The sequence below is a fragment of the Microbacterium sp. 8M genome, from assembly GCF_902506375.1.
Lineage (GTDB): Bacteria > Actinomycetota > Actinomycetes > Actinomycetales > Microbacteriaceae > Microbacterium.
Genome location: NZ_LR733284.1, coordinates 646,417 through 667,363, shown reverse-complemented (window position 1 = coordinate 667,363; position 20,947 = coordinate 646,417). Strand labels below are relative to the sequence as shown.

General features: G+C 70.8%; 21 protein-coding genes. 8 read left to right on the top strand and 13 right to left on the bottom strand.

Going from position 1 to position 20,947, the window contains the following annotated elements; all coding sequences use genetic code 11:
- Nucleotides 1-105: 105 nt before the first annotated feature.
- The 6 genes from AERO9AM_RS03080 to AERO9AM_RS03055 form a co-directional block, all read right to left on the bottom strand.
- Nucleotides 106-1,197 carry an ABC transporter gene (locus AERO9AM_RS03080; protein WP_159574842.1) on the bottom strand — a complete coding sequence of 364 codons (1,092 nt, stop codon included), beginning with the start codon at nt 1,195-1,197 and terminating at the stop codon, nt 106-108.
- A 151-nt stretch (nt 1,198-1,348) separates the two neighbouring features.
- Nucleotides 1,349-1,492: a hypothetical protein gene (locus AERO9AM_RS03075; protein WP_159574841.1), complete on the bottom strand. Its 144-nt coding sequence runs from the start codon at nt 1,490-1,492 to the stop codon at nt 1,349-1,351.
- Between the two features lie 197 nt (nt 1,493-1,689).
- Nucleotides 1,690-3,582 (bottom strand): glycoside hydrolase family 13 protein, encoded by a 1,893-nt coding sequence (locus tag AERO9AM_RS03070; RefSeq protein ID WP_159574840.1) that lies wholly within the window; start codon nt 3,580-3,582, stop codon nt 1,690-1,692.
- Between the two features lie 149 nt (nt 3,583-3,731).
- Entirely contained in the window at nt 3,732-4,664 is a 933-nt protein-coding gene (locus tag AERO9AM_RS03065) for a sugar ABC transporter permease (protein ID WP_159574839.1), read from the bottom strand.
- A 1-nt stretch (nt 4,665) separates the two neighbouring features.
- On the bottom strand, nt 4,666-6,282 hold the full coding sequence (locus AERO9AM_RS03060; RefSeq protein WP_159574838.1) for an ABC transporter permease subunit: 1,617 nt from the start codon (nt 6,280-6,282) through the stop codon (nt 4,666-4,668).
- Nucleotides 6,283-6,371: 89 nt separating this feature from the next.
- Nucleotides 6,372-7,610: a sugar ABC transporter substrate-binding protein gene (locus AERO9AM_RS03055; protein ID WP_159574837.1), complete on the bottom strand. Its 1,239-nt coding sequence runs from the start codon at nt 7,608-7,610 to the stop codon at nt 6,372-6,374.
- 325 nt (nt 7,611-7,935) lie between these two features.
- Here AERO9AM_RS03055 and AERO9AM_RS03050 point away from each other — a divergent pair, with 325 nt between their 5' ends.
- The 5 genes from AERO9AM_RS03050 (at nt 7,936) to AERO9AM_RS03030 (ending at nt 11,066) form a co-directional block, all read left to right on the top strand.
- On the top strand, nt 7,936-8,955 hold the full coding sequence (locus AERO9AM_RS03050; RefSeq protein ID WP_159574836.1) for a LacI family DNA-binding transcriptional regulator: 1,020 nt from the start codon (nt 7,936-7,938) through the stop codon (nt 8,953-8,955).
- A 25-nt stretch (nt 8,956-8,980) separates the two neighbouring features.
- Nucleotides 8,981-9,469, top strand: coding sequence for a YajQ family cyclic di-GMP-binding protein (locus AERO9AM_RS03045; protein ID WP_159574835.1), 489 nt, complete (start codon nt 8,981-8,983; stop codon nt 9,467-9,469).
- A 96-nt stretch (nt 9,470-9,565) separates the two neighbouring features.
- Nucleotides 9,566-9,961, top strand: a complete 396-nt coding sequence (locus AERO9AM_RS03040; protein ID WP_159574834.1) for a VOC family protein — start codon at nt 9,566-9,568, stop codon at nt 9,959-9,961.
- Nucleotides 9,958-10,242: a DUF1905 domain-containing protein gene (locus tag AERO9AM_RS03035; protein ID WP_159574833.1), complete on the top strand. Its 285-nt coding sequence runs from the start codon at nt 9,958-9,960 to the stop codon at nt 10,240-10,242. The genes AERO9AM_RS03040 and AERO9AM_RS03035 overlap by 4 nt, the downstream gene beginning before the upstream one ends.
- Nucleotides 10,243-10,412: 170 nt before the next feature.
- Complete coding sequence (locus AERO9AM_RS03030) at nt 10,413-11,066, top strand: GntR family transcriptional regulator (protein ID WP_236602676.1); 654 nt, start codon at nt 10,413-10,415, stop codon at nt 11,064-11,066.
- A 61-nt stretch (nt 11,067-11,127) separates the two neighbouring features.
- On the opposite strand, the gene AERO9AM_RS03025 is transcribed toward AERO9AM_RS03030, so the two are convergent.
- Nucleotides 11,128-12,201, bottom strand: coding sequence for an alpha/beta hydrolase (locus AERO9AM_RS03025; protein WP_159574831.1), 1,074 nt, complete (start codon nt 12,199-12,201; stop codon nt 11,128-11,130).
- Between the two features lie 124 nt (nt 12,202-12,325).
- Between AERO9AM_RS03025 and AERO9AM_RS03020 the strand changes: the two genes are divergently transcribed.
- Together AERO9AM_RS03020 and AERO9AM_RS03015 are read left to right on the top strand one after the other, a co-directional pair.
- Nucleotides 12,326-12,751: a hypothetical protein gene (locus AERO9AM_RS03020; protein WP_159574830.1), complete on the top strand. Its 426-nt coding sequence runs from the start codon at nt 12,326-12,328 to the stop codon at nt 12,749-12,751.
- A 143-nt stretch (nt 12,752-12,894) separates the two neighbouring features.
- Nucleotides 12,895-13,965, top strand: a complete 1,071-nt coding sequence (locus tag AERO9AM_RS03015) for a CobW family GTP-binding protein (protein WP_159574829.1) — start codon at nt 12,895-12,897, stop codon at nt 13,963-13,965.
- Here the strand turns inward: AERO9AM_RS03015 and AERO9AM_RS03010 are convergent.
- The 4 genes from AERO9AM_RS03010 to ykgO are packed head-to-tail and all read right to left on the bottom strand — an operon-like array spanning nt 13,936 to nt 17,132.
- The gene (locus AERO9AM_RS03010; protein ID WP_159574828.1) at nt 13,936-14,940 is read right to left on the bottom strand and encodes an arsenic resistance protein; all 1,005 of its coding nucleotides are present in this window, start codon (nt 14,938-14,940) and stop codon (nt 13,936-13,938) included. The genes AERO9AM_RS03015 and AERO9AM_RS03010 overlap by 30 nt on opposite strands.
- The gene (locus tag AERO9AM_RS03005; RefSeq protein WP_159574827.1) at nt 14,934-16,067 is read right to left on the bottom strand and encodes an NAD(P)/FAD-dependent oxidoreductase; all 1,134 of its coding nucleotides are present in this window, start codon (nt 16,065-16,067) and stop codon (nt 14,934-14,936) included. The genes AERO9AM_RS03010 and AERO9AM_RS03005 overlap by 7 nt, the downstream gene beginning before the upstream one ends.
- Nucleotides 16,067-16,975: a fructose bisphosphate aldolase gene (locus tag AERO9AM_RS03000; protein WP_159574826.1), complete on the bottom strand. Its 909-nt coding sequence runs from the start codon at nt 16,973-16,975 to the stop codon at nt 16,067-16,069. Before AERO9AM_RS03000 ends, AERO9AM_RS03005 begins: the two co-directional genes overlap by 1 nt.
- 34 nt (nt 16,976-17,009) lie before the next feature.
- Nucleotides 17,010-17,132 carry a type B 50S ribosomal protein L36 gene (gene ykgO / locus AERO9AM_RS02995; RefSeq protein ID WP_056226526.1) on the bottom strand — a complete coding sequence of 41 codons (123 nt, stop codon included), beginning with the start codon at nt 17,130-17,132 and terminating at the stop codon, nt 17,010-17,012.
- A 72-nt stretch (nt 17,133-17,204) separates the two neighbouring features.
- Here ykgO and AERO9AM_RS02990 point away from each other — a divergent pair, with 72 nt between their 5' ends.
- Nucleotides 17,205-18,236 carry a GTP-binding protein gene (locus AERO9AM_RS02990; RefSeq protein WP_236602458.1) on the top strand — a complete coding sequence of 344 codons (1,032 nt, stop codon included), beginning with the start codon at nt 17,205-17,207 and terminating at the stop codon, nt 18,234-18,236.
- 216 nt (nt 18,237-18,452) lie between these two features.
- On the opposite strand, the gene AERO9AM_RS02985 is transcribed toward AERO9AM_RS02990, so the two are convergent.
- Together AERO9AM_RS02985 and AERO9AM_RS02980 are read right to left on the bottom strand one after the other, a co-directional pair.
- Nucleotides 18,453-19,826, bottom strand: coding sequence for an FAD-dependent oxidoreductase (locus AERO9AM_RS02985; protein ID WP_159574824.1), 1,374 nt, complete (start codon nt 19,824-19,826; stop codon nt 18,453-18,455).
- Nucleotides 19,827-19,846: 20 nt separating this feature from the next.
- A complete protein-coding gene (locus tag AERO9AM_RS02980; RefSeq protein WP_159574823.1) occupies nt 19,847-20,908 on the bottom strand; it encodes a polyprenyl synthetase family protein in 1,062 nt (353 codons plus the stop codon).
- Nucleotides 20,909-20,947: the final 39 nt, after the last annotated feature.

The following is a 20,947-nucleotide window of genomic DNA, read 5'->3' as shown; positions in this document are numbered from 1 at the left end:
GCCGATGACCCAGGCGAGGACAGGCCGAACCCCCGCGGGCCGAGGCTCGCGGGGGTTCGGCGTGATGTCGTTCGTGATGATCTCCTGCCCTGACGGGCCCGGCTGCTACGGCAGCTGCGGACCGGCCTCGAGGACGCGCTCGTACTCGCGCTGCGCCTCCTCGTTCTGCGCGGTGCGACGGGCGCCCGTGCGCGCGGCCCAGGCGCCGAACCAGATCGTGAGCTCGCGGCCGAAGATGAACGCGGCGATCGCGAGCGGCGAGAGCAGCTGGGCGTTGGCGAGGCCGGCGATCTCGGATCCGCCCAGCTTCCAGAACTCCACGGATCCGATCGCGCCGAGCACGTGCCCGCCGTACGCGAAGGCGCCGACGATGATGCCGAAGACGACCCAGAAGCCCCAGCGACCGCGGTTGATGATGCCGCCGAGCAGCCAGAACCCGACCGCGAACGCGGCCACGGGAACCCAGAGACCGGCGCTGCGCAGGTGATCGAGCAGCACCGGGACGACGCTGTCCGCCGTGGTGAAGTTGCCCTCGATCGCCGCGATCCCGAGAGCGGTGCCCAGGTACAGGATCGCGAACGCGATCGCCGCCAGCAGGCCGATGCCGAAGATCGCGCCGCGGTTGCCGCGCTCGCGCGGCGGCTCCGGAGCCTGCACGAAGATCGGGGGCGCCTCGACGACGGCGGTCGGCGCGGCCACGGCGGCGGGCGGCGGGGCGAGCACCTGGGTGCGGGCGTCGTCGGCGGTCTCGGGGCGCGTGGTCGCGTTCTCGAGCACGGTGGTCTCGGCGGTGGCCCCCGCGGGCGGCGGGGTGAAGGTGCCGCCGAAGGTGCCGGGGTACGCCGCCTCGGCCTCCTCGAACGCGGCGAGATCGGGATCCGCGTCCGGCCTGCGGTCGGCGGCGGAGGTCTGCGGCGCGGCGTCCGTCGCGGGTGCGGTGGCGTCGGCGGCGGCGCGTTCGGCCTCGGCGAGGCTCGCGTTCGCGCTCTGCGCCACGGCGGCGTGATCGGGGGCAACGGTCTCCGCGTCGGCCTGCGACGTCGGCGCGTCCTCCGCGGCGGCAGCGGACGTGTCCTGCGCGGCCCGCTCGGCGTCCGGCGTCCCGGCGGCGCCCTGGGCGTCCTGCTCGGGCGCGGCGGCCACGGCGTCGTCGACGTCGTGCGCCTGCGCCGGCTTCGAAACCTCGTGGTCACTCATGGGGCTCCTCCATAGGGATGCGGTGCTCCGAGGTTAACTCCGGCGCGCGACGGGACGGCGAAGGCGTGCCGGAAACCCAGGAACCGGCCGTCGCCGCGCTGCACCACCGGGCGTCGCGCTGCGCTGCCGGCTGCCGGATCGCCCGCGCGGATCAGTGTCCGAGGAGGTCGCCGAAGTACTTCAGCATCACGGGCCCCATCGGCGCCGCGAGGTACACCAGGCCCGCGACGACGCCCGCGCAGACCACGCCGGCGAACCACGCCAGGGGCGTGCTGCGTCCACCGATCCGAGCCATGCTCCGAGCCTACGAGCGCACCCCGGCTCCGCCGGGAGGGCACGCGGCAGGAAGCGCACCCGGGAGGGCACGCGGCGGGAGGCGCACACGGGAGCGCACCCCGAGGGCGCCCCGAGAAAGGCGCACCCCAAGGCGCGCACGCGTCGCGAAGGGCGTACGCCCGAGAGCGTGCGCCCTTCCGAAACGCGCGGGAGGGCTCAGCGCGCGTCCGGCGTCGCCACCCCCGGCAGCGCCCAGGCGGCGAACGCGGGGCCTGACGCGGCCAGCGCGACAGCGCCGTCCGAAGCGACCGCGAGCGTCGCGTCGCCGAACAGCGCCTCCGCCCGGGCGGCCCCCGTGAGGGCCCCGGCCGGGAGCGCGAGATCGGCGTCGCCGCGCGTCGCGAGCACGAGCACCGACTCCTGCGCCGACTCCCGCACGAAGACCACGCTCGCGTCGTCCACGTGCAGCCAGCGCAGGCCGCCGGTGCCGAGCACAGGGTGCGCACGGCGCAGCCCCACGAGGTCGCGGTACAGCGCGATGCGCTCCGCCGTCTCCGGCTGCCCCTCCGTGCCCCACGGGATCGGGGTGCGGCTGGACTCGCCGTCGACGCCGGTGAGGCCGAACTCATCGCCGGCGAACACGACGGGCACCCCGGGAAGCGTCATCGACAGGCCCACGGCGACGGGCACCGTGCCGGGCGCCGCGTTCGTCGCGAACCGCGCCGTGTCGTGGGTATCCAGCGGCTGCATGTTGCCGAGCCGCACCCGCCACGGGATGCCGCCGGTGAACCGGGTGATCGAGTCCACGAAGTCGCGCGCGGTGTAGCGCGGGATCCCGCCGATCTGCATCCCGAAGAACCAGCTCTCGGTGCGCTCCTCCCCCTCCGCGTCGAGGTACGGCGCGCCGGTCGGCTCGCTGAGCCACGCCCACACCGGGCGCGTGAACGACGGGTACGTCATGGCGCCGTCCCACCCGTCGCCCTGCAGGTCGCTCGTGGCGTCGTTGGTGGACTCGCCGAGCAGGATCGCCTCCGGGTTGATCCCCCGCACGGTGTCGCGCAGCAGCCGGCGCACGTCGGCGTTCAGGTCGATCGCCCCCAGGCGCCCGGTCATGTTCGCCACGTCCACGCGCCAGCCGTCGGCGCCGTACGGGGGCTTGAGCCAGTGCGCCACGGCGGAGTCCTCCCCCGTGATGAACCGCTTGCGCAGCTCCTCGCTCGCCCAGTCGAACTTGGGCAGGCTCTCGGCGCCCATCCAGCACTCGTATTCCGTGTTGTCCTCATCGGTGAAGTAGTAGAACTCCTCCTCCGGAGCGCCGGGGTGTCCGTAGGCCGCGCGGAACCACTCGTGGCGGTCGCCGGAGTGGTTGCTGGTGAGGTCGCCGATCACCTTGATGCCGCGGGCGTGCGCCTCCGCGATGAGCCGCGCGTACGCCTCGTCGCCGCCCAGCAGCGGATCGATGCGGTCGAAGCTCGAGGCGTCGTAGCGGTGATTGGACGCGGCCGGGAACACCGGCGTCAGGTAGAGCAGATTCACGCCGAGCTCGACGAGGTGGTCGAGGTGCTCGATGACGCCGGGCAGGTCGCCGCCGTAGAACTGCAGCGCACGGCCGGGCATCACCGGATCCACCGGGGTGTCCCAGTCGGCGGGGATCGCCCAGTCCGGCGTCGGGTGCTCGTCGGCCTGCGCGGAGCGGGCGAACCGGTCGGGGAAGACCTGGTACATCACGGACTCGTGCAGCCACGCCGGCGGTGCGGGTTCGGCGACGAGCGCGAAGTCCTCGGCGTCGAGGGTCTCCAGGCGGTGGATCCCGGTCTGGTTCAGCCACTCGATGCCGCCGTCCTCGTGCTGCAGCAGGAAGCGGTAGCCGTGGCGGGGGTTGCGCACCGTGACCGGCGCCTCCCACCAGTCCCAGCCGTCGGCGGCGCCGATGCGGACGGCATCGGTCCACTCCGGCTCGTGGTCGGGGTTGGAGCGGGTGCGCACCGCGGCGAGCGGACCGTAGCCCGCGGGCACGCGCAGGCGCACCCGGACGACGTCGCCGAGCGCGGGCGCGTCGTCCGAGACGTACAGCGGGGATCCGTCGTGGTGCGGAAGGAGAGCGGTCATGTCAGGGCCTTTCTGTGGATGCGGCGGCAGCCCGCCGATGGTCGACGTGGTTGCACAGCCGGGTGCCGTGACAGAGCCCTTGAGTTGTTCTTCGATTGTGGCGGATCCGCCGGGCCGCTGCATCTGCGGCGCGGCGGGAGCAGTGCGCGCTACTTGACGCTTCCGGCGGTGAGCCCGCCGACGATGTACTTCTGCAGCGAGAGGAACAGCACCATCGGCAGGATCGCCGCGAGCACGGCGCCGGCCGCGAACACGGCGTAGTTCTTCGCGTCGGTGGACACGTACTGGAACAGGCCCACGGCGAGCGTCTGCTTCTCGGGCGAGATCAGCACCGTGGAGGCGATGAGGAAGTCGCCGGTGATGCCGATGAAGGCGAGCAGGCCCACGACGGCGAGGATTGGCGCGACCAGACGCAGGATGATCGTGAAGAAGATCCGCGCGTGGCCCGCGCCGTCGATCTTGGCGGCCTCGTCGATCGAGGCGGGGATGGTGTTGAAGAACCCGTACATGAGGAACGTGTTCGCCCCCAGCGCGCCGCCGAGGTAGACGAGGATCAGGCCGATCTGCGAGTTGAGGCCGAGCGCCGGGAAGATGTCGCCGATCGCCGACATCAGCAGGAAGATCGCGACGATCGCCAGCAGCTGCGGGAACATCTGCACGAGCAGGAGGGTCATCAGGCCGACGCGGCGCCCGCGGAAGCGCATCCGGGAGAAGGCGTATGCGGCGAGCGCGCACAGGAACACGCTGCACACCGATGCGAGCACGCCGATGAAGATCGTGTTCAGGAACCACGCCCCGTAGGGGCGGGAGGGATCCTGGAACAGCTGCACGTAGTTCTCCAGGCTCACCTTGGAGAACAGCCCGTTGGTGCTGAGCAGCGTGCCGCCGGGGTTCAGCGACGCGGACAGCACGTACACCAGCGGGAAGCCCGCGAACACGAGCATCACGATGCCGATGATGTGCCGCCAGCCGGTCTCCCGGAACCACCGCCCGAACGGGCGGCGCGGGTGCGGCGCGGGAACGGAGAGCAGGGCGGCGGTCGCCGTGGAGGCGCCGGACGAGGTCGATGCGATGTCGGTCATGTCAGTTCAGATCCTCCAGCACCTTGGTCTGCCGGAACCCGATGAGCGAGATCACGGCGACGAGCACGAAGATGATGATCGAGAAGGCGCTGGCGAGGCCGTAGTCGCGCTCCGAGCCGACGAAGGCGACCTTGTAGACCATCGAGATGAGCAGATCCGTGGATCCGACGTTGATGCCCGCGTCGGAGAACTGCGGGCCGCCGTTGGTGAGGAGGTAGATGAGCCCGAAGTTGTTGAAGTTGAACGCGAACGATGCGATCAGCAGCGGCGCGACGGCGACGAGCAGCAGCGGGAACTTGATGAGCCGGAACGTCTGCCACACGCTCGCCCCGTCCACCCGCGCGGCCTCGACGACGTCGTCGGGCAGCGACTGCAGGGCGCCCGTCGTGACGAGGAACATGTAGGGGAAGCCCAGCCACAGGTTCGCGATGAGGATGGCGATCTTGGCGAGCCATGGATCCGTGAGCCACGGGATGGACGCGCCGCCGAGGACCACCTGGTTGATGAAGCCGAAGTCCTTGTTGAACAGTCCCGCCCACACCAGCGCGGACAGGAACGCCGGGAAGGCGTACGGGAGGATCATGACCACGCGGTAGTACTTGCGGCTGCGCATCTTCGGGTCGTTGAACACGATCGCGAGGAACAGACCGAGGATGAAGGTCGTCGCGACCGAGAGGATCGCGAACGCGAACGTCCACAGCAGCACGGCGAAGAACGGCCCGCGGATGGACTGGTCCGAGAAGGCGCGGACGAAGTTGTCGCCGCCGACCCACACCTGCCAGCCGGGCAGCAGCGTCTTGCCGTCCTCCGCGGTGAACGCGCCGCGACCGGTGTCGCTGTACACGACGCCCGTCTTGGTGTCGGTCATCGTGTCGGCCTTCGGATCCCACTTCAGCGTCGACGTGAACAGGTAGGCGTTCGATCCGTCCGTGGTCTTCAGGTAGCCCTTGTTGACGTCCTCCGAGATCGGCACCGCAAGCTTGGCGATGTCGTCCTGGTGGGCGATGATGCCGGCGAAGTCGAGGGTGGTGTAACCAGGGGCCCCGGAGAGGGTGATGCCCGGCACGCTCTCCAGCGGCTGCTCGGCGCCGCCGAGCTCGGGCTTGCCGGTGTCCGGGTCCGCGGTGAGCAGGAAGAACCGCCCGTCCTTCTCGAGGATCTTCACCGGGAAGGTCGGCGAGTCGTCGACCCGGGTCTGCGACTGCAGCAGCAGCGCCTGGACCGCGTCCTCCTTGGTGGAGTTGTGGCCGGATCCGTAGTTGGTGAAGGCCACGTATCCGGAGTACAGCACGACGAAGATCTGGAAGATCAGCAGGAACACGAGGCCCGGCGTCAAGTACTTCGCCGGCAGCAGGCCGGGGACGAGGTAGACGACGTTGATCGCGATGACCCCTGCCGCGACGAGCACCGCCGGGATCCACTGCGCGCTCGCGGCGAGCGCGATGATCGCGTACAGCGCGAGCGCGTCGATCACCGCGAGAGCGACGATCTTGACGACCCACACCTTCCAGCCCGCCGCAGCGGCTTCGGCGTACGCGGCCGCGCGCCGCTGGCGGCGGCTGCGGGTCCTGTCCTCGGCGGACACGACCGTCTTCTCCTGCACGGCAGGACCCGTCATCTCGACCCCTTCACAACGTCGTCAGCGGGAGGAGGTGCGGGGAGGACGCGACGGCGCGCGCCTCCCCGCACCGGGGTTTCACGAGCGGCTCAGCCGATCTTCGTCTGGATCGCCTGCGCCATGGTGGTCCAGGTGCTGACCGGGTCGGCGCCCTTGATGATGGCAACCTCGGACTTGCCCCAGTCGTCCCACACGGAGCCCATCTCGGGCACCGACGGCATCGGCACGGAGTTCGCGCCGACCTTGGCGAAGCCGGCCACGGCGGGGTCGGACTGCGCGGCCTTGAACGACTCGGTCAGTGCCGGCGGACGCCCGCCTGCCTTGTACAGAGCGGTCTGCACCGCCGGGGTGGCGAGGTAGTTCACCAGGAACTCGTTCGCGGCGAGGCTGTTCTTGGACTTCGCGTTCACGAAGAACGCCTGCACGCCGGCGAACGGACGGGCCTCCTGGCCGCCGGCGCTCGGGATGGCGTCCACGGAGACCTTGATGCCCGCCTTCTCAGCGTCGGGCAGGTTCCACGGGCCGCTGATGAAGTAGGGGGCCTCGCCCGCGTTGAACGCGGCCTTGGCGAGGTCGCCGGTCAGGCCGGGGTTGAAGATGCCCGCGGCACCCTGCGCGCCGAGCCAGGTGGCGAACTTCTGTCCGGCCTCGTCCCCGATGGTGAGCTTCTTGGCGTCGTAGCTGCCGTCCGCGTTCTGCGCGAAGACCTGGCCGCCGAACGACGTCTCGAACGGGTAGGTGTGGTACGCGTCACCCGTGGCGGCGTCGAAGCCGATCAGGAACGGATACTTGGTGCCCGCCGCCTTGCCCTTCGCGATCATCTCGTCGTAGGTGGCCGGCGTGGAGTCGGCGAGGGCGGTGTTGCGCAGGATCGCGATGTTCTCGATCGCGTAGGGCAGGCCGTAGACCTTGCTGTCGTAGGTGACCGCGGAGATCGCGACCTTCTCGAACTGGGAGGCCTTGTCGCCGAGCTCGACGGGGGCGACGAGACCGTCCTTCACGAAGGAGCCGATCCAGTCGTGGGCGCCGATCGTGACGTCGGGACCCTTGCCGGTGGGGACCTGGGCGGTGAAGTCGTCGCGGATCTTCCCGAAGTCCTTGACGACCAGGTTGATCTTGATGCCCTTGTCCTTCTGGAAGTCGGCGGCGACCTGCTTCATGGCGGCCGCGCGGTTCGAGTCGACCCAGACCGTCAGCGAGCCCGCACTCTTTCCGCTGCCGGACGTGGAACCTGCGGAACCCGCGCTGCCGCCGCAGCCGGTCAGCGCCAGTGCGCCGGCCACGAGGATCGCGCCGAAGCCGACGATGCTCTTCCTGTTCACCTTCATCGGTGTACCTCTCTCGGTGCTGTTGAAGCGCGGATCTACGACGATCGGCGTCCCGCCCGGATGCGGCGCGCTTCGCCTGCGCATTGCAAGCGTTTACAGTATGCGATGAACTGAGCCCCTGCGCAACGCCCGCTTCGGCGACGATCTCCGCGCATCGATCCATAGACTCCGGAAAATCGCGGAACTTCCGCCCAGAGCTCGGGCTTGCAGTTGTCGCAAACGTTTACAACAATGTTGCGAACCGAGCGTCATCTGCATGCCCGGCGTCCCCGTTCGGCGCTTCGGCCCGATACCCTTCCCTGATCCGATCCCCCCAGGAGGCAGCGTGGCTGACATCGCCGATGTGGCGCGGCTCGCCGGCGTTTCCACCGCGACGGTGTCACGCGCGCTCAACGGCAAGACCGCGTCGGCGGCCACCCGCGAGAAGGTCCTTGCCGCGGCGGCGGAGCTCGGGTACGTCATCTCGTCGAACGCCTCCGGGCTCGCCTCGGGCCGCACCCGCCACGTCGGCTTCATGGTGCCGTTCATCGACCGCTGGTTCTTCACCGACCTCCTCACCGGCATCGAGTCGGTGCTGCTCAGCCAGGGGTACGACGTGACCCTGTACGACCTGCAGGGCAACGACTCCCAGCGCGATCAGGTCTTCGGCAGCTCGCTGCGCCGAGCCAGCATCGACGGCCTGATCGCCGCGAGCATCGAGCTCACCGGCGACGAGATCCGCGCCCTGCGCGCGCTCGGCAAGCCGGTGGTCACCGTCGGCGGGTACATCGAGGGCGCCACGGCGGTCGACGTCGACAACGCGCGGATGGCGACGCTCGCCACCGAGCACCTGATCTCGCTCGGGCACACGCGGATCGCGTACGTCGGCGCGGGGCGCACGATCGCCAGCGCCTTCCAGCTCGGCGACGCCCGCTACGACGGCTGGCTGTCCGCGATGCGCGCGGCGGGGCTCGACGGGGAGCAGTCGGGGTTCTGGGAGGCCGACTTCGACATCCCGTCCGGGTACGCGGCGGCGAAGGCCCTGCTCGCGCACGACCGCCCCACGGCGATCTTCGCCGCGAGCGACGAGATCGGGATCGGCTGCATCCTCGCCGCCCGCGACCTCGGGCTGCGCGTGCCCGACGACCTCTCCGTCGTCGGCATCGACGACCACAAGCTCTCCGCGTTCTTCGGACTGACCACGCTCGCACAGGATCCCGCCGGTCAGGGCCGCCTCGCCGCGCACCTGATGCTCGCGCAGCTCGACAACCCGGGAGCCGCGCCCGAGCACCGCACCCTCACGCCGCGGTTCGTGGTGCGCTCCTCCACGGCGCGTCCGGGCGGCGCGGTGCACGGAACCGCCTGACGTCGTCGCTCGTTACACTGCCTGTATGGCTGACAGCTCATTCGACATCGTGTCCAAGGTGGATCGCCAGGAGGCCGACAACGCCCTCAACCAGGCCCGCAAGGAGATCGAGCAGCGCTACGACTTCAAGGGCGTTGGCGCGTCGATCGCCTGGAGCGGCGACAAGATCGTGATCCTCGCGAACTCGGACGAGCGTGCGCGTGCGGTGCTGGACGTGTTCCAGTCCAAGCTCATCAAGCGCGGCATCTCGCTGAAGAGCCTCGATTCCGGCGAGCCCACCGCGAGCGGCAAGGAGTTCCGCCTCGAGTCGACCCTCAAGGAGGGCATCAGCTCGGAGAACGCGAAGAAGATCAGCAAGATCATCCGCGACGAGGGCCCTAAGTCGGTGAAGTCGCAGATCCAGGGCGATGAGCTGCGCGTGCAGTCCAAGAGCCGCGACGACCTGCAGGCCGTGATCGCCCTGCTCAAGGGATCCGACCTCGACCTGGATCTGCAGTTCATCAACTTCCGCTGACGCCGGCCGGAGATCTCTCCGGCAGAACTGTCGATCGCACGTCCCCTCGATCGTCACCTCCATGAACGGAACCGACGACCTCCGAAGGGACACATCATGGACGGCTCCCCCATCACCGGCATCCGCGCGGTGAGCATCCCCGTGAACGACCAGGACGACGCTCTGCGCTTCTACCGCGGGCTGGGCTTCGACGTGCTGCGGGACATGCCGACGCCCGGCGGCGGGCGCTGGATCGAGCTCGCGCCGGGCAGCGCTGACGTCGTCCTCACTCTGGAGCCGGCGGATCCGAGCGTGCACCGCGGGGCGATCGGGATCCGGTTCGCGTCGGACGACGTCGAGGCCGCGCACGCCGCCATGCTCGCGGCGGGGGTCGACGCCGACGAGATCCTGCGCTGGCCGGGGGTGCCCCCGATGTTCGCCTGGCGCGACCCGGACGGCAACGAGTTCTCCGTCACCGGGCGGACGCCGGCGGCCGACGGGGCGGGATCATGAGCGCCGTCGGCCTGCTGGACATCGCCTTCACCGCCACCCTGGGGCGCGTGCGCGAGGGCGATACGTGGATCTGCGTGCAACTGCCGGACTCGGCGCGGATCTTCGGCACCCGGGGCCTGGTCAAGGTCTCGGGAACCGTCGACGGCCACCCGTTCGACGGTGCGTTCATGGCGCTCGGCGACGGCACCCACAAGCTTCCCGTGTCGGCCGCCGTCCGCCGGGCGATCGGCCGGGACGAGGGCGACGAGGTGACGGTGCACCTCACGCAGCGCCGCAGCTGATCCCTCGGGCGTCGCGGGCCGGCAAAGCCCCGCGGCGCCCTTCCGCGTCGCAGGAAAGCTCCTCCGATGTCGCAGAACACCTGTTCGAGACGCCGCTCCGCACCGATATTTGGGTTTGACCGGTCTGGGTGGGATAGTGCTGTTCTGGGGATACTACTTTGGGGGTAGTGATGGACGAACGCGGTCCGCAATCCGGCGTGGGCCGAGCGCTGCTGGGAGCGCCGAAACAGCTTCTCGCCGACGAGGTGTATCAGAGAGTCGGGGCGTCGATCATCGACGGCACCCTGCCTCCCGGCCACCGGATCAGGGATGCAGAACTGGCCGAGAAATTCGGCGTCTCGAGGATGCCGATCCGCGAGGCGCTGCAGCGCCTGGAACGGGTCGGGCTGGTGGAGATGCATCCGAGCCGGTACACGCAGGTCACCGAGGTGCCGCCGCAGCTCACCGAGAAGACCCTCGAGTACGCGGGGTACCTCGGCGGCGCGGTCGCGGCGATCGCCGTGCCCCGGCTGGCCGGCGCGGAGCGTGAGGAGGCGGCCGCGCTGGCGCGCGCGCTCGACGACGGCCTCGACGATCCCGCGGTGCTCGCCGCGCGCCGCGCCGATCTCCTGCTCTATCTGTCCCGGCACTCGGACAACGAGATCCTCGACGCGGTCCTCGATCAGACGAGCATGCCCCTGTCGCGCAACCTCCGCCCGTGGGCGGTCGACGATGCGGAGCGCACGCGCATGCGGGAGCTCCACGCCGCGCTCGCCGACGCGATCCTCGCCGGCGACGGCCACACGGCGGAGCATCTCGTGCGCAAGCTGCATCACGTCGACTGAGGCGCGCGCCCTCCGGCCGGCGGTTGAACCGATCCCGGACGCCGAATGCTGCCGGCCGCCGTCAGCCCGCCGTCGGTGCCGCCGTGGTCGGCGACGCGGTGGTGCGCGCGGCCCGATCCGCGGCCGCCCAGCCGTCGACCCAGCGGCCCAGCCGGGCGTACGCCTCCTCCCGGGCTTCATGCCGCGAGAGGAACACGTCGTGCAGCGCGCCGTCGATCCACTCGACCGTGACCGAGCGGCCGAGCTTGAGCGCGGCGCGGGCGATGTCGTCGACGACGAGCACGCTGTCCGCGCGCGTCAGATCCTCCGACCACGTCGTGGGGTAGGCGCTGTGCGCCGAGAGCAGCACGCACACCGGCGCGGCGATGTCGATGCCCGCGGCGATGGTCGCGTGGCCGGCGAGGATCGCGTGCAGCCACCCGGCGTGGACCGCCATCGTCTGCGCGGGCCGCCAGTCGAGGTTCACCTCCATCGGATCCTCGGGATCGGCGACCTCGTTCTGCGCGCGGGTGTAGAAGCCGAGATCCACCTGCGGCGCACGGTCGAGCGGGCGCCGCTTTGCCTGCAGCCCCACGAGCGGTGCGATGGTCTCGCGTGTGAACCGCGGCAGCTGGAACTCCAGCCAGGGGCTGTTCAGGATCACCGCCGACGCCGTCCCGGGGTGTCGCGCCGCCCACAGGCTCAGGGTCAGGCCACCCGTCGAATGGCCCAGCAGCACCAGGCGCCGTGGCCCGTGCCCGGACGGCGCGGCCTGCATCGCGGCGAGCGCGGCAGCGATGTCCTCGTCGTACTCGGCGAGGTCCGAGATGTATCCCGGCGTCTGCCACGCGCGCAGGCTGCGCCCGTACTTGCGCAGGTCGAGGGCGAAGAAGCGGGCACCTCGGGCGGTCCAGAACCGGGCGAGCCGCTTCTGGAAGAAGTAGTCCGACCAGCCGTGCACGTAGAGCACGTCGGTGTCGGCGAGCTGACGACGGTCGCCGAACAGGCGCTGCCACGGAGTGCGCTCGGGCAGCGCGCGCACCAGGGTCGCGACGACCTCGCCCTCGTCGTCGGATCCCAGCGGCAGGGTCAGCTGGGCGAACTCGTCGCCGAGCACGTCGGGCATCCACCCCTGCGGATCCGGTGCGTCGGTCATGACCACAGCGTATCCACGTCGCCGGGCAGGAAGACGCAGGGCAGCACGCTCCTCGAGCCCGCGAATCCCCCTGCCGGAGGTGCGGTCGGTCCCCTACGCTGGGGCCCATATCCGAGGAGGACCCATGTACCGACGACTCCCCCGCTCCGCGATCGTGCTGGTCGCCCTTCTCGTCCCCGCCGGCATCGGTCTCGCCGGCTGCTCCGGCGGCGGCGCCGCGACCGCGCCGTCCGCCTCGGCATCGGCGAGCACGGGCACCCAGCAGCTGCCGCCGATCATGGCCGACCTGAAGACCGTCGACGGGACCACCGTCTCCGTCCCGCTCGACAACGTCATCGTGCTGACCGGTGACAGCACCGACTACAAGAGCTGGACCGCTGCCATCGAGGATCCGACCATCGTGTCGTTCACGCCGGGCAAGGACGACGGCTCCGCGCAGTTCAATCCCGGACTCTCGCCGCTCACCACGGGCAGGACGAAGGTCGCGCTCAGCAACAGCGTTTCCGGCGCGCACGTCGCCTTCACGGTCGAGGTGACGCCGAAGAAGTGATCTCGCCCGAGTGAGCCGGCGAGGTCGATGCCCGCAACAGTGGACCCACTCCTGTTGCGAACGATTATCGTTATCCGAACGCGTTTCCCTCCCGTGACCCCATCCGCGCCCGGGCGGGATGACCAGGAGGCGAACGGAGACAGATGAGCGAACCCGACTCCTCGCTGACAACGGCACGGCTCTCGGCGGACGCCCGGGTTCCGGTGATCGTCGTGGCGGGCCACCTCGGCGCAGGCAAGACCTCGCTGCTCAACCACCTGCTGCGAGCGCCCGGTGCACGGCTGGGCGTGGTCGTGAACGACTTCGGCACCATCAACGTGGACGCGGCGCTCGTGACGGGGCAGATCGACGAGGCCGCGGCGATCTCCGGCGGCTGTCTGTGCTGCCTGCCCGATGCGGGAGGTCTCGACGACGCGCTGGAGAAGCTCAGCCACCCCCGGCTCCGGCTGGACGCCATCGTCGTGGAGGCCAGTGGTGCCGCCGACCCGATCGCGCTGGCGCGGCTGATCCGCTTCAGCGGCGCCGAGCGGGTGCGCCCCGGAGGGGTCATCGAGGTGATCGACGCGGTGGAGCACTTCCGCACGGTGGACACCTGGCCGGAGCCGCCGCTGCGTCACGTCGCGTCCACGCTCGTGGTGATCGGCAAGTCGGACCTCCTCCCGCCGGAGACGCGCACGCAGACGATCGGGCGGATCCGCGAACGGGTGCTCGCGCGCAATCCGCACGCGCAGATCGCGGTCGCGAGCGGGGGACGGATCGATCCCGCTCTCGCGTTCGACATCGCCTCGGACGAGGAGCCCGCGGACGAGCTGCCGATCGCGCGACTGCTGCGCGAGGACGCGCACGGGCGCAGCCATCACGGCGCGCACGAGCACGCGCAGGCCGCCTCGGTGCCGATGAGCGCGCCCGTCTCGCCCGGCGCACTCGTGGATCTGCTCGAGGATCCGCCTGCAGGCGCGTACCGGATCAAGGGGCGCGTGCGGGTGCGCGACGCGAACCGCGAGCGCGGTTATCTCGTCAACCTGGTGGGCCGGATGATCCATGTCGCCGCGCTGCCCGAGCCGCCGGACGAGGGCGAACTGGTCGCCATCGGGCTGCACCTGGATCCCGTCGCGGCCCGGACGCGCCTGGAGGAGGTCGCCGCCGTGCCCTCCGAGCGCCCGGACGCCGCCGGGCTGCGTCGGCTACGGCGTTATCGCCGGCTCAGCGACTGAGATCGGCAAGGACCGCGCTGCCCGGTGCCGCAGCAGCTGCGTGACGACCGTGAGATGCGGGAACTCGGCGAGCATGCCCAGGACGATCGCGGCATGCACGATCGGCTGATCGGGCAGGGCGACCATGGTGACCGCGAGCATCAGCGGGGCGTTGCGCGCCGAGGTCGTCATGGTGAGCAGGGCGTGCACCGGGGAGCGGAGACGGAACAGCCGCGACACGCCCTCGCCGAGCACGAAGACAACCGCGAAGAACAGGAACACGACGCCCAGCACACCGGCGAAGGCACCCGGATCCGCGAGGATCGTGCCGATGTTCCCGGCGAAGATCGCCACGATCACCGCGGCGATGATGCCGGGGACGGCCCTGTCGACCGCGCCGACGATGCCCGCGCGCACGGTCATGGGCAGCACGAGCCGCATCAGCAGACGCATCCCGAGACCGAGGACGGCCGGCAGCGCGAACCAGGTCAGCAGCGTCGGGAGCGCCGTCGCCCCCGCCGCGAGCATCCCGTCGCCGCGGCCGTGCGCGAACAGGCCCAGCCAGAGCGGGTACAGCAGCAGCTGCAGTGTCATCTGCACCGGGATCAAGGCGGCGCCGATCGTGGTGTCGCCACCGGCCAGGCGCGTGAAGCCGAGGAACCAGTCCGTGCACGGCGCGAGACAGTACAGGAGCGCGCCGAGTCGCAGCGCCTCGCTCGGCAGCAGCGCGGTGAGCGCGTACGCGACGGCCGGGATCGCGAGGAAGTTCATCCCCAGCGCGAGCAGCACCGCGCGCGGCGCGCGGCGCAGCGCCGCCAGCCCGCCCAGGCGCAGGGTGAAGAACAGGCTCCCCACGAGCAGCAGGATCAGCGGATCCGCGAACCGGGCGAGATGCTGCCCGGTGGCGGGCGCGAACGCGCCGAGCAGGCTTCCCGCGAGGATCGCGCCGACGAGCAGCGCCGTGATGGCGCCGGCGCGCAGCGGTGCCGTCAACACGCGCACTCCACCCCGCAGCAGGAGAGGTCATCGGTGAGCATGCCCGCCGCCCGCCAGGCCTCCAGCGCACCGACGTCCTTCCCTGCCCGCTCGCCGATCACCCGGGCGATGTGGGCGAAGCGCTGGCGGAACTTGTAGATGAAGCAGAACTTCAGGCCGCCGTGCCGGATCGCGGGTCCCGCGAGGAACAGGCCCTGGGCGACCGTCGACTGGTCATCCTCATCGAGCTCGGGCCAGCCGTCCGGGCGCCGGTCGAACAGGTCGCCGACCGCTCCGAGGCCCGGCCCGTAACCGGTCGCGGCGATCGGCCGCGAGTCGGCGCGCACCCGGGTGCCGTCGTCCAGGCCGACCCGCCATGCGGCGCCGTCGCGCTTGATGCCGGTGGCGTGCGCTCCGGTGAGTGTGAGCCGTCCTGTGCGCTGCGCCGCCCGCAGCCGGATCCGGGACCGCGGCGCGAGCCGGAACGACGGATCCGAGCCGCTGCCCGCATCCCAGGGCGCGGCGCCGTCGACGACGGTGACCTCGGCCCCGCGCTCGACGTGGTGGCAAGCCAGGTCCAGTCCTGATTCGTAGCCGCCGATCACGACGACGCGCCCCGCGCGCGGCGCCCACGCCTCGGCCGCGCGCGCGGGATCGCAGAGTCCGCCCCCGGCCAGCCGCGGCGGCAGCGGATCGTGGAACTCCCCGCCGGCCCACACGATCGTTCGGGCGAGGACGGGCCCCCGCGACGACTGCGCTTCGAACCCTTCCGCGTGGCGGGCCACCGCCGTGACCTCGGTCTCATCGAGCACCGGGACGCGGAAGTGCTTCGCCACGCTGCGCAGGTATCTGGCGTACTGCGCTCCGTCCGGATAGTCCACTCCGAGACTGAACGCCGGGGAGGTCTCCGGGCGTACCGCGTTCAGATCGGTCGCACCGAAGCCGTTGCCGGTGAACGACGGGGTGAGGAAGGCCTGCTCGGCCGGCCAGTCCAGGAAGGTCTGGCCGATGCGGCCGCGCTCGAGCACGCCGAATGTGAGGTCCTCCACCGCGGCCAGAGCGAGGGCGGTGCCGATCCCGGCGGGCCCGGCGCCGATCACGAGCGCGTCGAGGACCCTCGGAACCGGCGAGGGCGTTCCGAAGGTCATCAGGCCACCGACGCCCGGTGGATCGAGGCGATCGATGAATCCAGCGTCCGGTCGAACTCCTCTTCGACCTGCTGCGCGGCGAGCCCGTCGAGCAGGGCGCGGCTGAAGCTCGCGATGAGCCCGGGATTGCGGGCGAGCCGCGCATTCGCCTCCGCACGGGGGTAGCCGCCCGAGAGCGCCACGACCCGGGCCACGCGGGGGTGGGCCATGAGCCCGGTGTAGAAACCGTCCACGGTCGGGATCGTGACCTTGACCGCCACCTTCCCGTCGCCGGGCAGGGCGTCGAGCCCGCGGATCAGCTGCGCCAGGAGCTGCTCCTCCGCCTCCGCCTTGTCCGGCGCGGAGATGTCGATCTCCGGTTCCAGGATCGGCAGGAGGCCCGCGGCCAGGACGTGCTCGGCGATCCGGAGCTGCTGAGTGACGACCAGCTCGATGCCGGCTGGATCGGCGGCACGGATGAACGAGCGCTCCTTCGTGCCGAAGATCCGGCGTTCGGCGGCCCAGGCAAGGAGCGCGTCGAGGTCGGGGATCTCCCGCATCGGCTGCACGCCGTCGCGCTCCTCATCCAGCCCGACGTCGATCTTCAGGAACGGCAGGATGCCCTTGACATCCCAGAGGTAGTCGACGACGCCGCGCCCCTCGATCCGCCGATCGACGGTTCCGGCGAACAGGATCGCACCCAGGATCCGGTCGCTCGTGAACGCCGGACTGGCGATGACGCGCGTCCTCGCGGCGTGGATGAGGTCGGCCATCTCCTCCTCACCGGCGTATTCCGATGCGGTGATGCCGTATCGGCTCAGCGCCGCCGGAGTGCTCCCCCCGCTCTGGTCTAGGGCGGCGAGGAATCCGGATCCGGTCTCGAAGCGGTGCAGCGCCTCGAGGCGGGTCGTGGCGAAGGTGTCGGACATGGTGTCTCCCGGGGTCGTGGCGTGCGCGGTCTGTTCAGCCCTGGCGGCCCTTGAAACGGGGGTTGAGCTTGTTGATGACGAAGACCTTGCCGCGACGGCGCACGACCTGCGCACCGGGCTGCTTCTTCAACGACTTGATCGAGGCGCGAACCTTCATGGCTGAACTCCTTACTGAGAATGATTATCATTACGGATGATACCGGCAACCCGCAGGACTGAAGGACGACGAGTGGAATCGATAGGCGTGATCGCCGTGGTCGGCGTATGCAGACCGGAACGGCAGGGGTATGCGCGACGACTGGCGGCGTCGACCGGCCGCCCTCTGCTGCCCGCCTCCCGAGTAGCCGGATCACCGGACCCCGCGCACGAGGCGGTCATCCTCGCATCCTGGAAGGACCCGGCGACGGGCGCAGTGCTGGAGGTGCCCGACGAGGTGCCGGTGACGGAGCTGATCGGCGCGTTCGCCGATCAGGAGGCACGCGCCCGGCTGCTCGGCCTGGTGTGCGTGGCCGACGCGGCGCACCTGCTCGACGACCTGCTCCGGGATGACCACGTCGCCCTGCGCGACGCCGAGAGCGGGGTGGCCGCACGACTCGAGGCGAGCGCCCAGCTGGCCGTGACGCAGCTCGAATACGCCTCGACGATCGTCCTGGTGAACTGGGCCGCGCTTCCGCCCGAAGAGCTCGCCGTCGCGATGGCGCTGGTCAACCATCTGAGTCCCCGGGCGCGGTTGCGGCTGCATCGCGAGGGGACCTCGCATCTCGAGTTCGACGAGCCGTATTCCGTGGAGCAGGATCGCGCGGGGTGGATCTGCCTTCTCAACGGCGACTTCGATCCGCACATGACCGACCGGCGGGTGAGCGCCGTGCGCTACGAGCAGATCCGTCCGCTGCACCCGGGCCGGCTGCAGCACCTGCTCGATGAGCGGATCGAGCCCGGCGAGTTCGGGCTCGTGGTCCGGTCCGCAGGATTCTGCCGGCTCGCCACCCGCCCCGGGGTCGTCGGGCAGTGGGAGCACGTCGGCCGCGTCATCTCCCTGAGTCCGATCGCCGCCGACGCCGCCCTCGCCGATGACGACGAACTGCTCGCAGTCGGACAGGATCTGGCGTTCATCGGGATCGATCTCGACCACACGCGACTGGCCTCCGCGCTGGACGAGGCCGCGCTCAGCGATGACGAGATCGCGGCAGGGCCGAGCTCCTGGGCCGGCTACGCGGATCCGTTCCCGGCGTGGACGACGGCGACCGACCGGCACGAATGAGCCTCACCCCGGCAGCGGCGCCGGGTGGCAGAGGGTCCCGGCGCCGCTGGGGGCGCCGGGACGACGAAGGGGGATGCGCCGCTCGGACGGCGCGTCCCCCTTCTCACGGCCTCTCGGAGCGGGACTCAGTGCTCGTCGTCGTGGTCGCCGTGCAGGGCGTGGCGGTGCGTGCCGGCGACCTCGCCCCGTGCGACCGCGCGCCGCGGATCCGGCTCGTCACTCCGCGCGGGAGATGCGCACCATATCCTCGCGCGGGACCACCTTGATGCGGGCCCGCTCCTCGGCGGCACCCAGAGAGATCTCGTGCTCGTCCAGGCGGTGCCAGCCATCGAGGTCGGTCCACCGCACGCCGCGCTCGGCGAGCAGCGCCGGGACCGCCTCTTCGGACGGGTCCTCCGGCTGCCACCAGGATCCCTGGTCGTTGATGAGGTGGCGCACCGTCTCCATCGCGTCCGACTTCGTGTGGCCGATGAGGCCGACGGGGCCGCGCTTGATCCAGCCGGTCGCGTAGATGCCGGGCACCCGCTGGTTCGAGTCCTTCGCGAGCACCTGCCCCTCGCGGTTCGGGATCACGCCGTGCTTCTTGTCGAAGGGCACACCGGGAAGCGGGGAGCCGAAGTAGCCGACCGCGCGGTAGAGGGCCTGGATGGGCACCTCGCGCAGCTCGCCGGTGCCCACCGCGCCGCCGGTGCCGTCGGGCTTCGTGCGCTCGTAGACGAGGGCGGCGACCCGGCCGTTCTCGTCGGTGCGGATCTCGACGGGACGCGCCCAGAAGTGCAGGTGCAGGCGGCGCGACGCGGAGCCGCCGGCGTTGTTGACGGAGTCGCGCTTGCGCCACGACTGCAGCACGCGGTCGATGACCATGACCTGCTTGTTGCTCGCGATCGCGTCGCGGGACGCGTCGTCGTAGTCGAAGTCCTCGTCGTAGACGACCATGTCGACGTCGCGCAACTCGCCGAGCTCGCGCAGCTCGAGCGGGGTGAACTTCACCTGCGCGGGCCCGCGGCGTCCGAACACGTGCACATCGGTGACGGCGCTGCTCTTCAAGCCCTCGTAGACGTTGGCCGGCACCTCGGTGACGAGCAGGTCCTCGGCGTGCTTGGCGAGCATGCGGGACACGTCCAGCGCCACGTTGCCGTTGCCGATCACGGCGACCGACTGCGCGTCCAGCGGCCACTCCCGCGGCACGTCGGGGTGCCCGTCGAACCAGCTCACGTAGTCGGCGGCGCCGTAGGATCCGATCGCGTCGATGCCGGGGATGTCCAGATCCGTGTCGCGGCGGGCACCGGTCGCGAAGATCACCGCGTTGTAGTGGCGCTTCAGGTCGTCGAGGGTGATGTCGGTGCCGAAGTTCACGTTGCCGAAGAGGCGGATGTCGCCGCGGTCCAGCACATCGCGCAGGGCGGTGATGATGCCCTTGATGCGCGGGTGATCCGGAGCGACCCCGTAGCGGACCAGGCCGTAGGGCGCGGGGAGCTGCTCGAACAGGTCGATCGACACGTCGAAGCGGCGCTCGGCCTTGAGCAGGAGGTCGGCTGCGTAGATGCCGGCGGGGCCGGCACCGACGATGGCAAGCCTGAGCTTGGTCATGGTGTTCCTTTCGGCAGCGGTCAGCTGCTGCGGTCCGCGAGCGTCTCCGCGAACCGGGTCAGCGCCTCGCGCACGGCGCCCTTGGGCAGCACGGCGAGCTCGTCGATCGCGCCCCGGGTCCAGCTGCGGGCCAGCTCGAGCGTCTTGCGGGTGACGTCGTGATCGCGCAGGCGGGCGAGGGCGTCGTCGAGGATCGCGGGATCCTCGCCCGCGGCGATCCGCCGCACGCCGGCGTCGATCTCGGCGGCGAGAGCGACCGACTCCGGATCCGTCTCGACGCCCAGCAGCAGCGAGGGCATGGTCGGCACCCCGGCGCGGAGGTCGGTGCCCGGCACCTTGCCGGTGTCCTCGGGCTTCGCCGACAGATCGATCACGTCGTCCAGCAGCTGGAACGCGACGCCGACCTTCTCGCCGTAGACGCGCAGCGGCTCCTCGAACTCGGCGGGAGCACCGGAGAAGATGGCGCCGGCCTGGGTCGCGGCAGCGATGAGGGATCCGGTCTTGTCCGCGAGCACCTGGATGTAGAAGTCGATCGGATCGTCGCCGGGCTGCGGGCCCACGGTCTCGTGCATCTGCCCGAGCACGAGGCGCTCGAAGGTGTCCGCCTGCAGCCGGATCGCGCGATCCCCGTGGCCGCTCATGAGCTTGAGCGCCCGGGAGAACAGGATGTCCCCGGTGAGGATCGCCACATTGTTGCCCCACACCGCGTGGGCGGCGGGGACGCCGCGACGACGATCGGCGCCGTCCATGACGTCGTCGTGGTACAGCGAGCCGAGGTGGGTGAGCTCCAGGGCCTTGGCGATGTCGATCACGGCGGGCAGGTTGCCGTCGCCGAGCTGCGCGGTGAGCAGCGCCAGCACGGGGCGCACCCGCTTGCCGCCGGCCTCGTACAGGTAGCGGCTGGTCGCGTCGGCGAGCGAGTCCGCGACGTGCAGGTCCTCGGCGAGGCCTTCTTCGACCAGGTCGAGCCCCGCTTCGACCTCGCGGGCGAGCTTGCGCGCGGCGGGGCCGACGAAGACGCGGTCGCTGAAGCCGAGACGGCTCGCGAGGCGCGAACCCGTGGCGGCGGAGCTCGAAGTCACGGAATCCAGCCTACCCGCGATCACCGGGTGGTTGAGCGC

Excerpts from the sequence above, each read along its gene's own strand:
- AERO9AM_RS03080 (WP_159574842.1), bottom strand. The coding sequence starts at position 1,197 with ATGAGTGACCACGAGGTTTCGAAGCCGGCGCAGGCGCACGACGTCGAC.
- AERO9AM_RS03075 (WP_159574841.1), bottom strand. The coding sequence starts at position 1,492 with ATGGCTCGGATCGGTGGACGCAGCACGCCCCTGGCGTGGTTCGCCGGC.
- AERO9AM_RS03070 (WP_159574840.1), bottom strand. The coding sequence starts at position 3,582 with ATGACCGCTCTCCTTCCGCACCACGACGGATCCCCGCTGTACGTCTCG.
- AERO9AM_RS03065 (WP_159574839.1), bottom strand. The coding sequence starts at position 4,664 with ATGACCGACATCGCATCGACCTCGTCCGGCGCCTCCACGGCGACCGCC.
- AERO9AM_RS03060 (WP_159574838.1), bottom strand. The coding sequence starts at position 6,282 with ATGACGGGTCCTGCCGTGCAGGAGAAGACGGTCGTGTCCGCCGAGGAC.
- AERO9AM_RS03055 (WP_159574837.1), bottom strand. The coding sequence starts at position 7,610 with ATGAAGGTGAACAGGAAGAGCATCGTCGGCTTCGGCGCGATCCTCGTG.
- AERO9AM_RS03045 (WP_159574835.1), top strand. The coding sequence starts at position 8,981 with ATGGCTGACAGCTCATTCGACATCGTGTCCAAGGTGGATCGCCAGGAG.
- AERO9AM_RS03040 (WP_159574834.1), top strand. The coding sequence starts at position 9,566 with ATGGACGGCTCCCCCATCACCGGCATCCGCGCGGTGAGCATCCCCGTG.
- AERO9AM_RS03035 (WP_159574833.1), top strand. The coding sequence starts at position 9,958 with ATGAGCGCCGTCGGCCTGCTGGACATCGCCTTCACCGCCACCCTGGGG.
- AERO9AM_RS03030 (WP_236602676.1), top strand. The coding sequence starts at position 10,413 with ATGGACGAACGCGGTCCGCAATCCGGCGTGGGCCGAGCGCTGCTGGGA.
- AERO9AM_RS03025 (WP_159574831.1), bottom strand. The coding sequence starts at position 12,201 with ATGACCGACGCACCGGATCCGCAGGGGTGGATGCCCGACGTGCTCGGC.
- AERO9AM_RS03020 (WP_159574830.1), top strand. The coding sequence starts at position 12,326 with ATGTACCGACGACTCCCCCGCTCCGCGATCGTGCTGGTCGCCCTTCTC.
- AERO9AM_RS03015 (WP_159574829.1), top strand. The coding sequence starts at position 12,895 with ATGAGCGAACCCGACTCCTCGCTGACAACGGCACGGCTCTCGGCGGAC.
- AERO9AM_RS03005 (WP_159574827.1), bottom strand. The coding sequence starts at position 16,067 with ATGACCTTCGGAACGCCCTCGCCGGTTCCGAGGGTCCTCGACGCGCTC.
- AERO9AM_RS03000 (WP_159574826.1), bottom strand. The coding sequence starts at position 16,975 with ATGTCCGACACCTTCGCCACGACCCGCCTCGAGGCGCTGCACCGCTTC.
- ykgO (WP_056226526.1), bottom strand. The coding sequence starts at position 17,132 with ATGAAGGTTCGCGCCTCGATCAAGTCGTTGAAGAAGCAGCCCGGTGCG.
- AERO9AM_RS02985 (WP_159574824.1), bottom strand. The coding sequence starts at position 19,826 with ATGACCAAGCTCAGGCTTGCCATCGTCGGTGCCGGCCCCGCCGGCATC.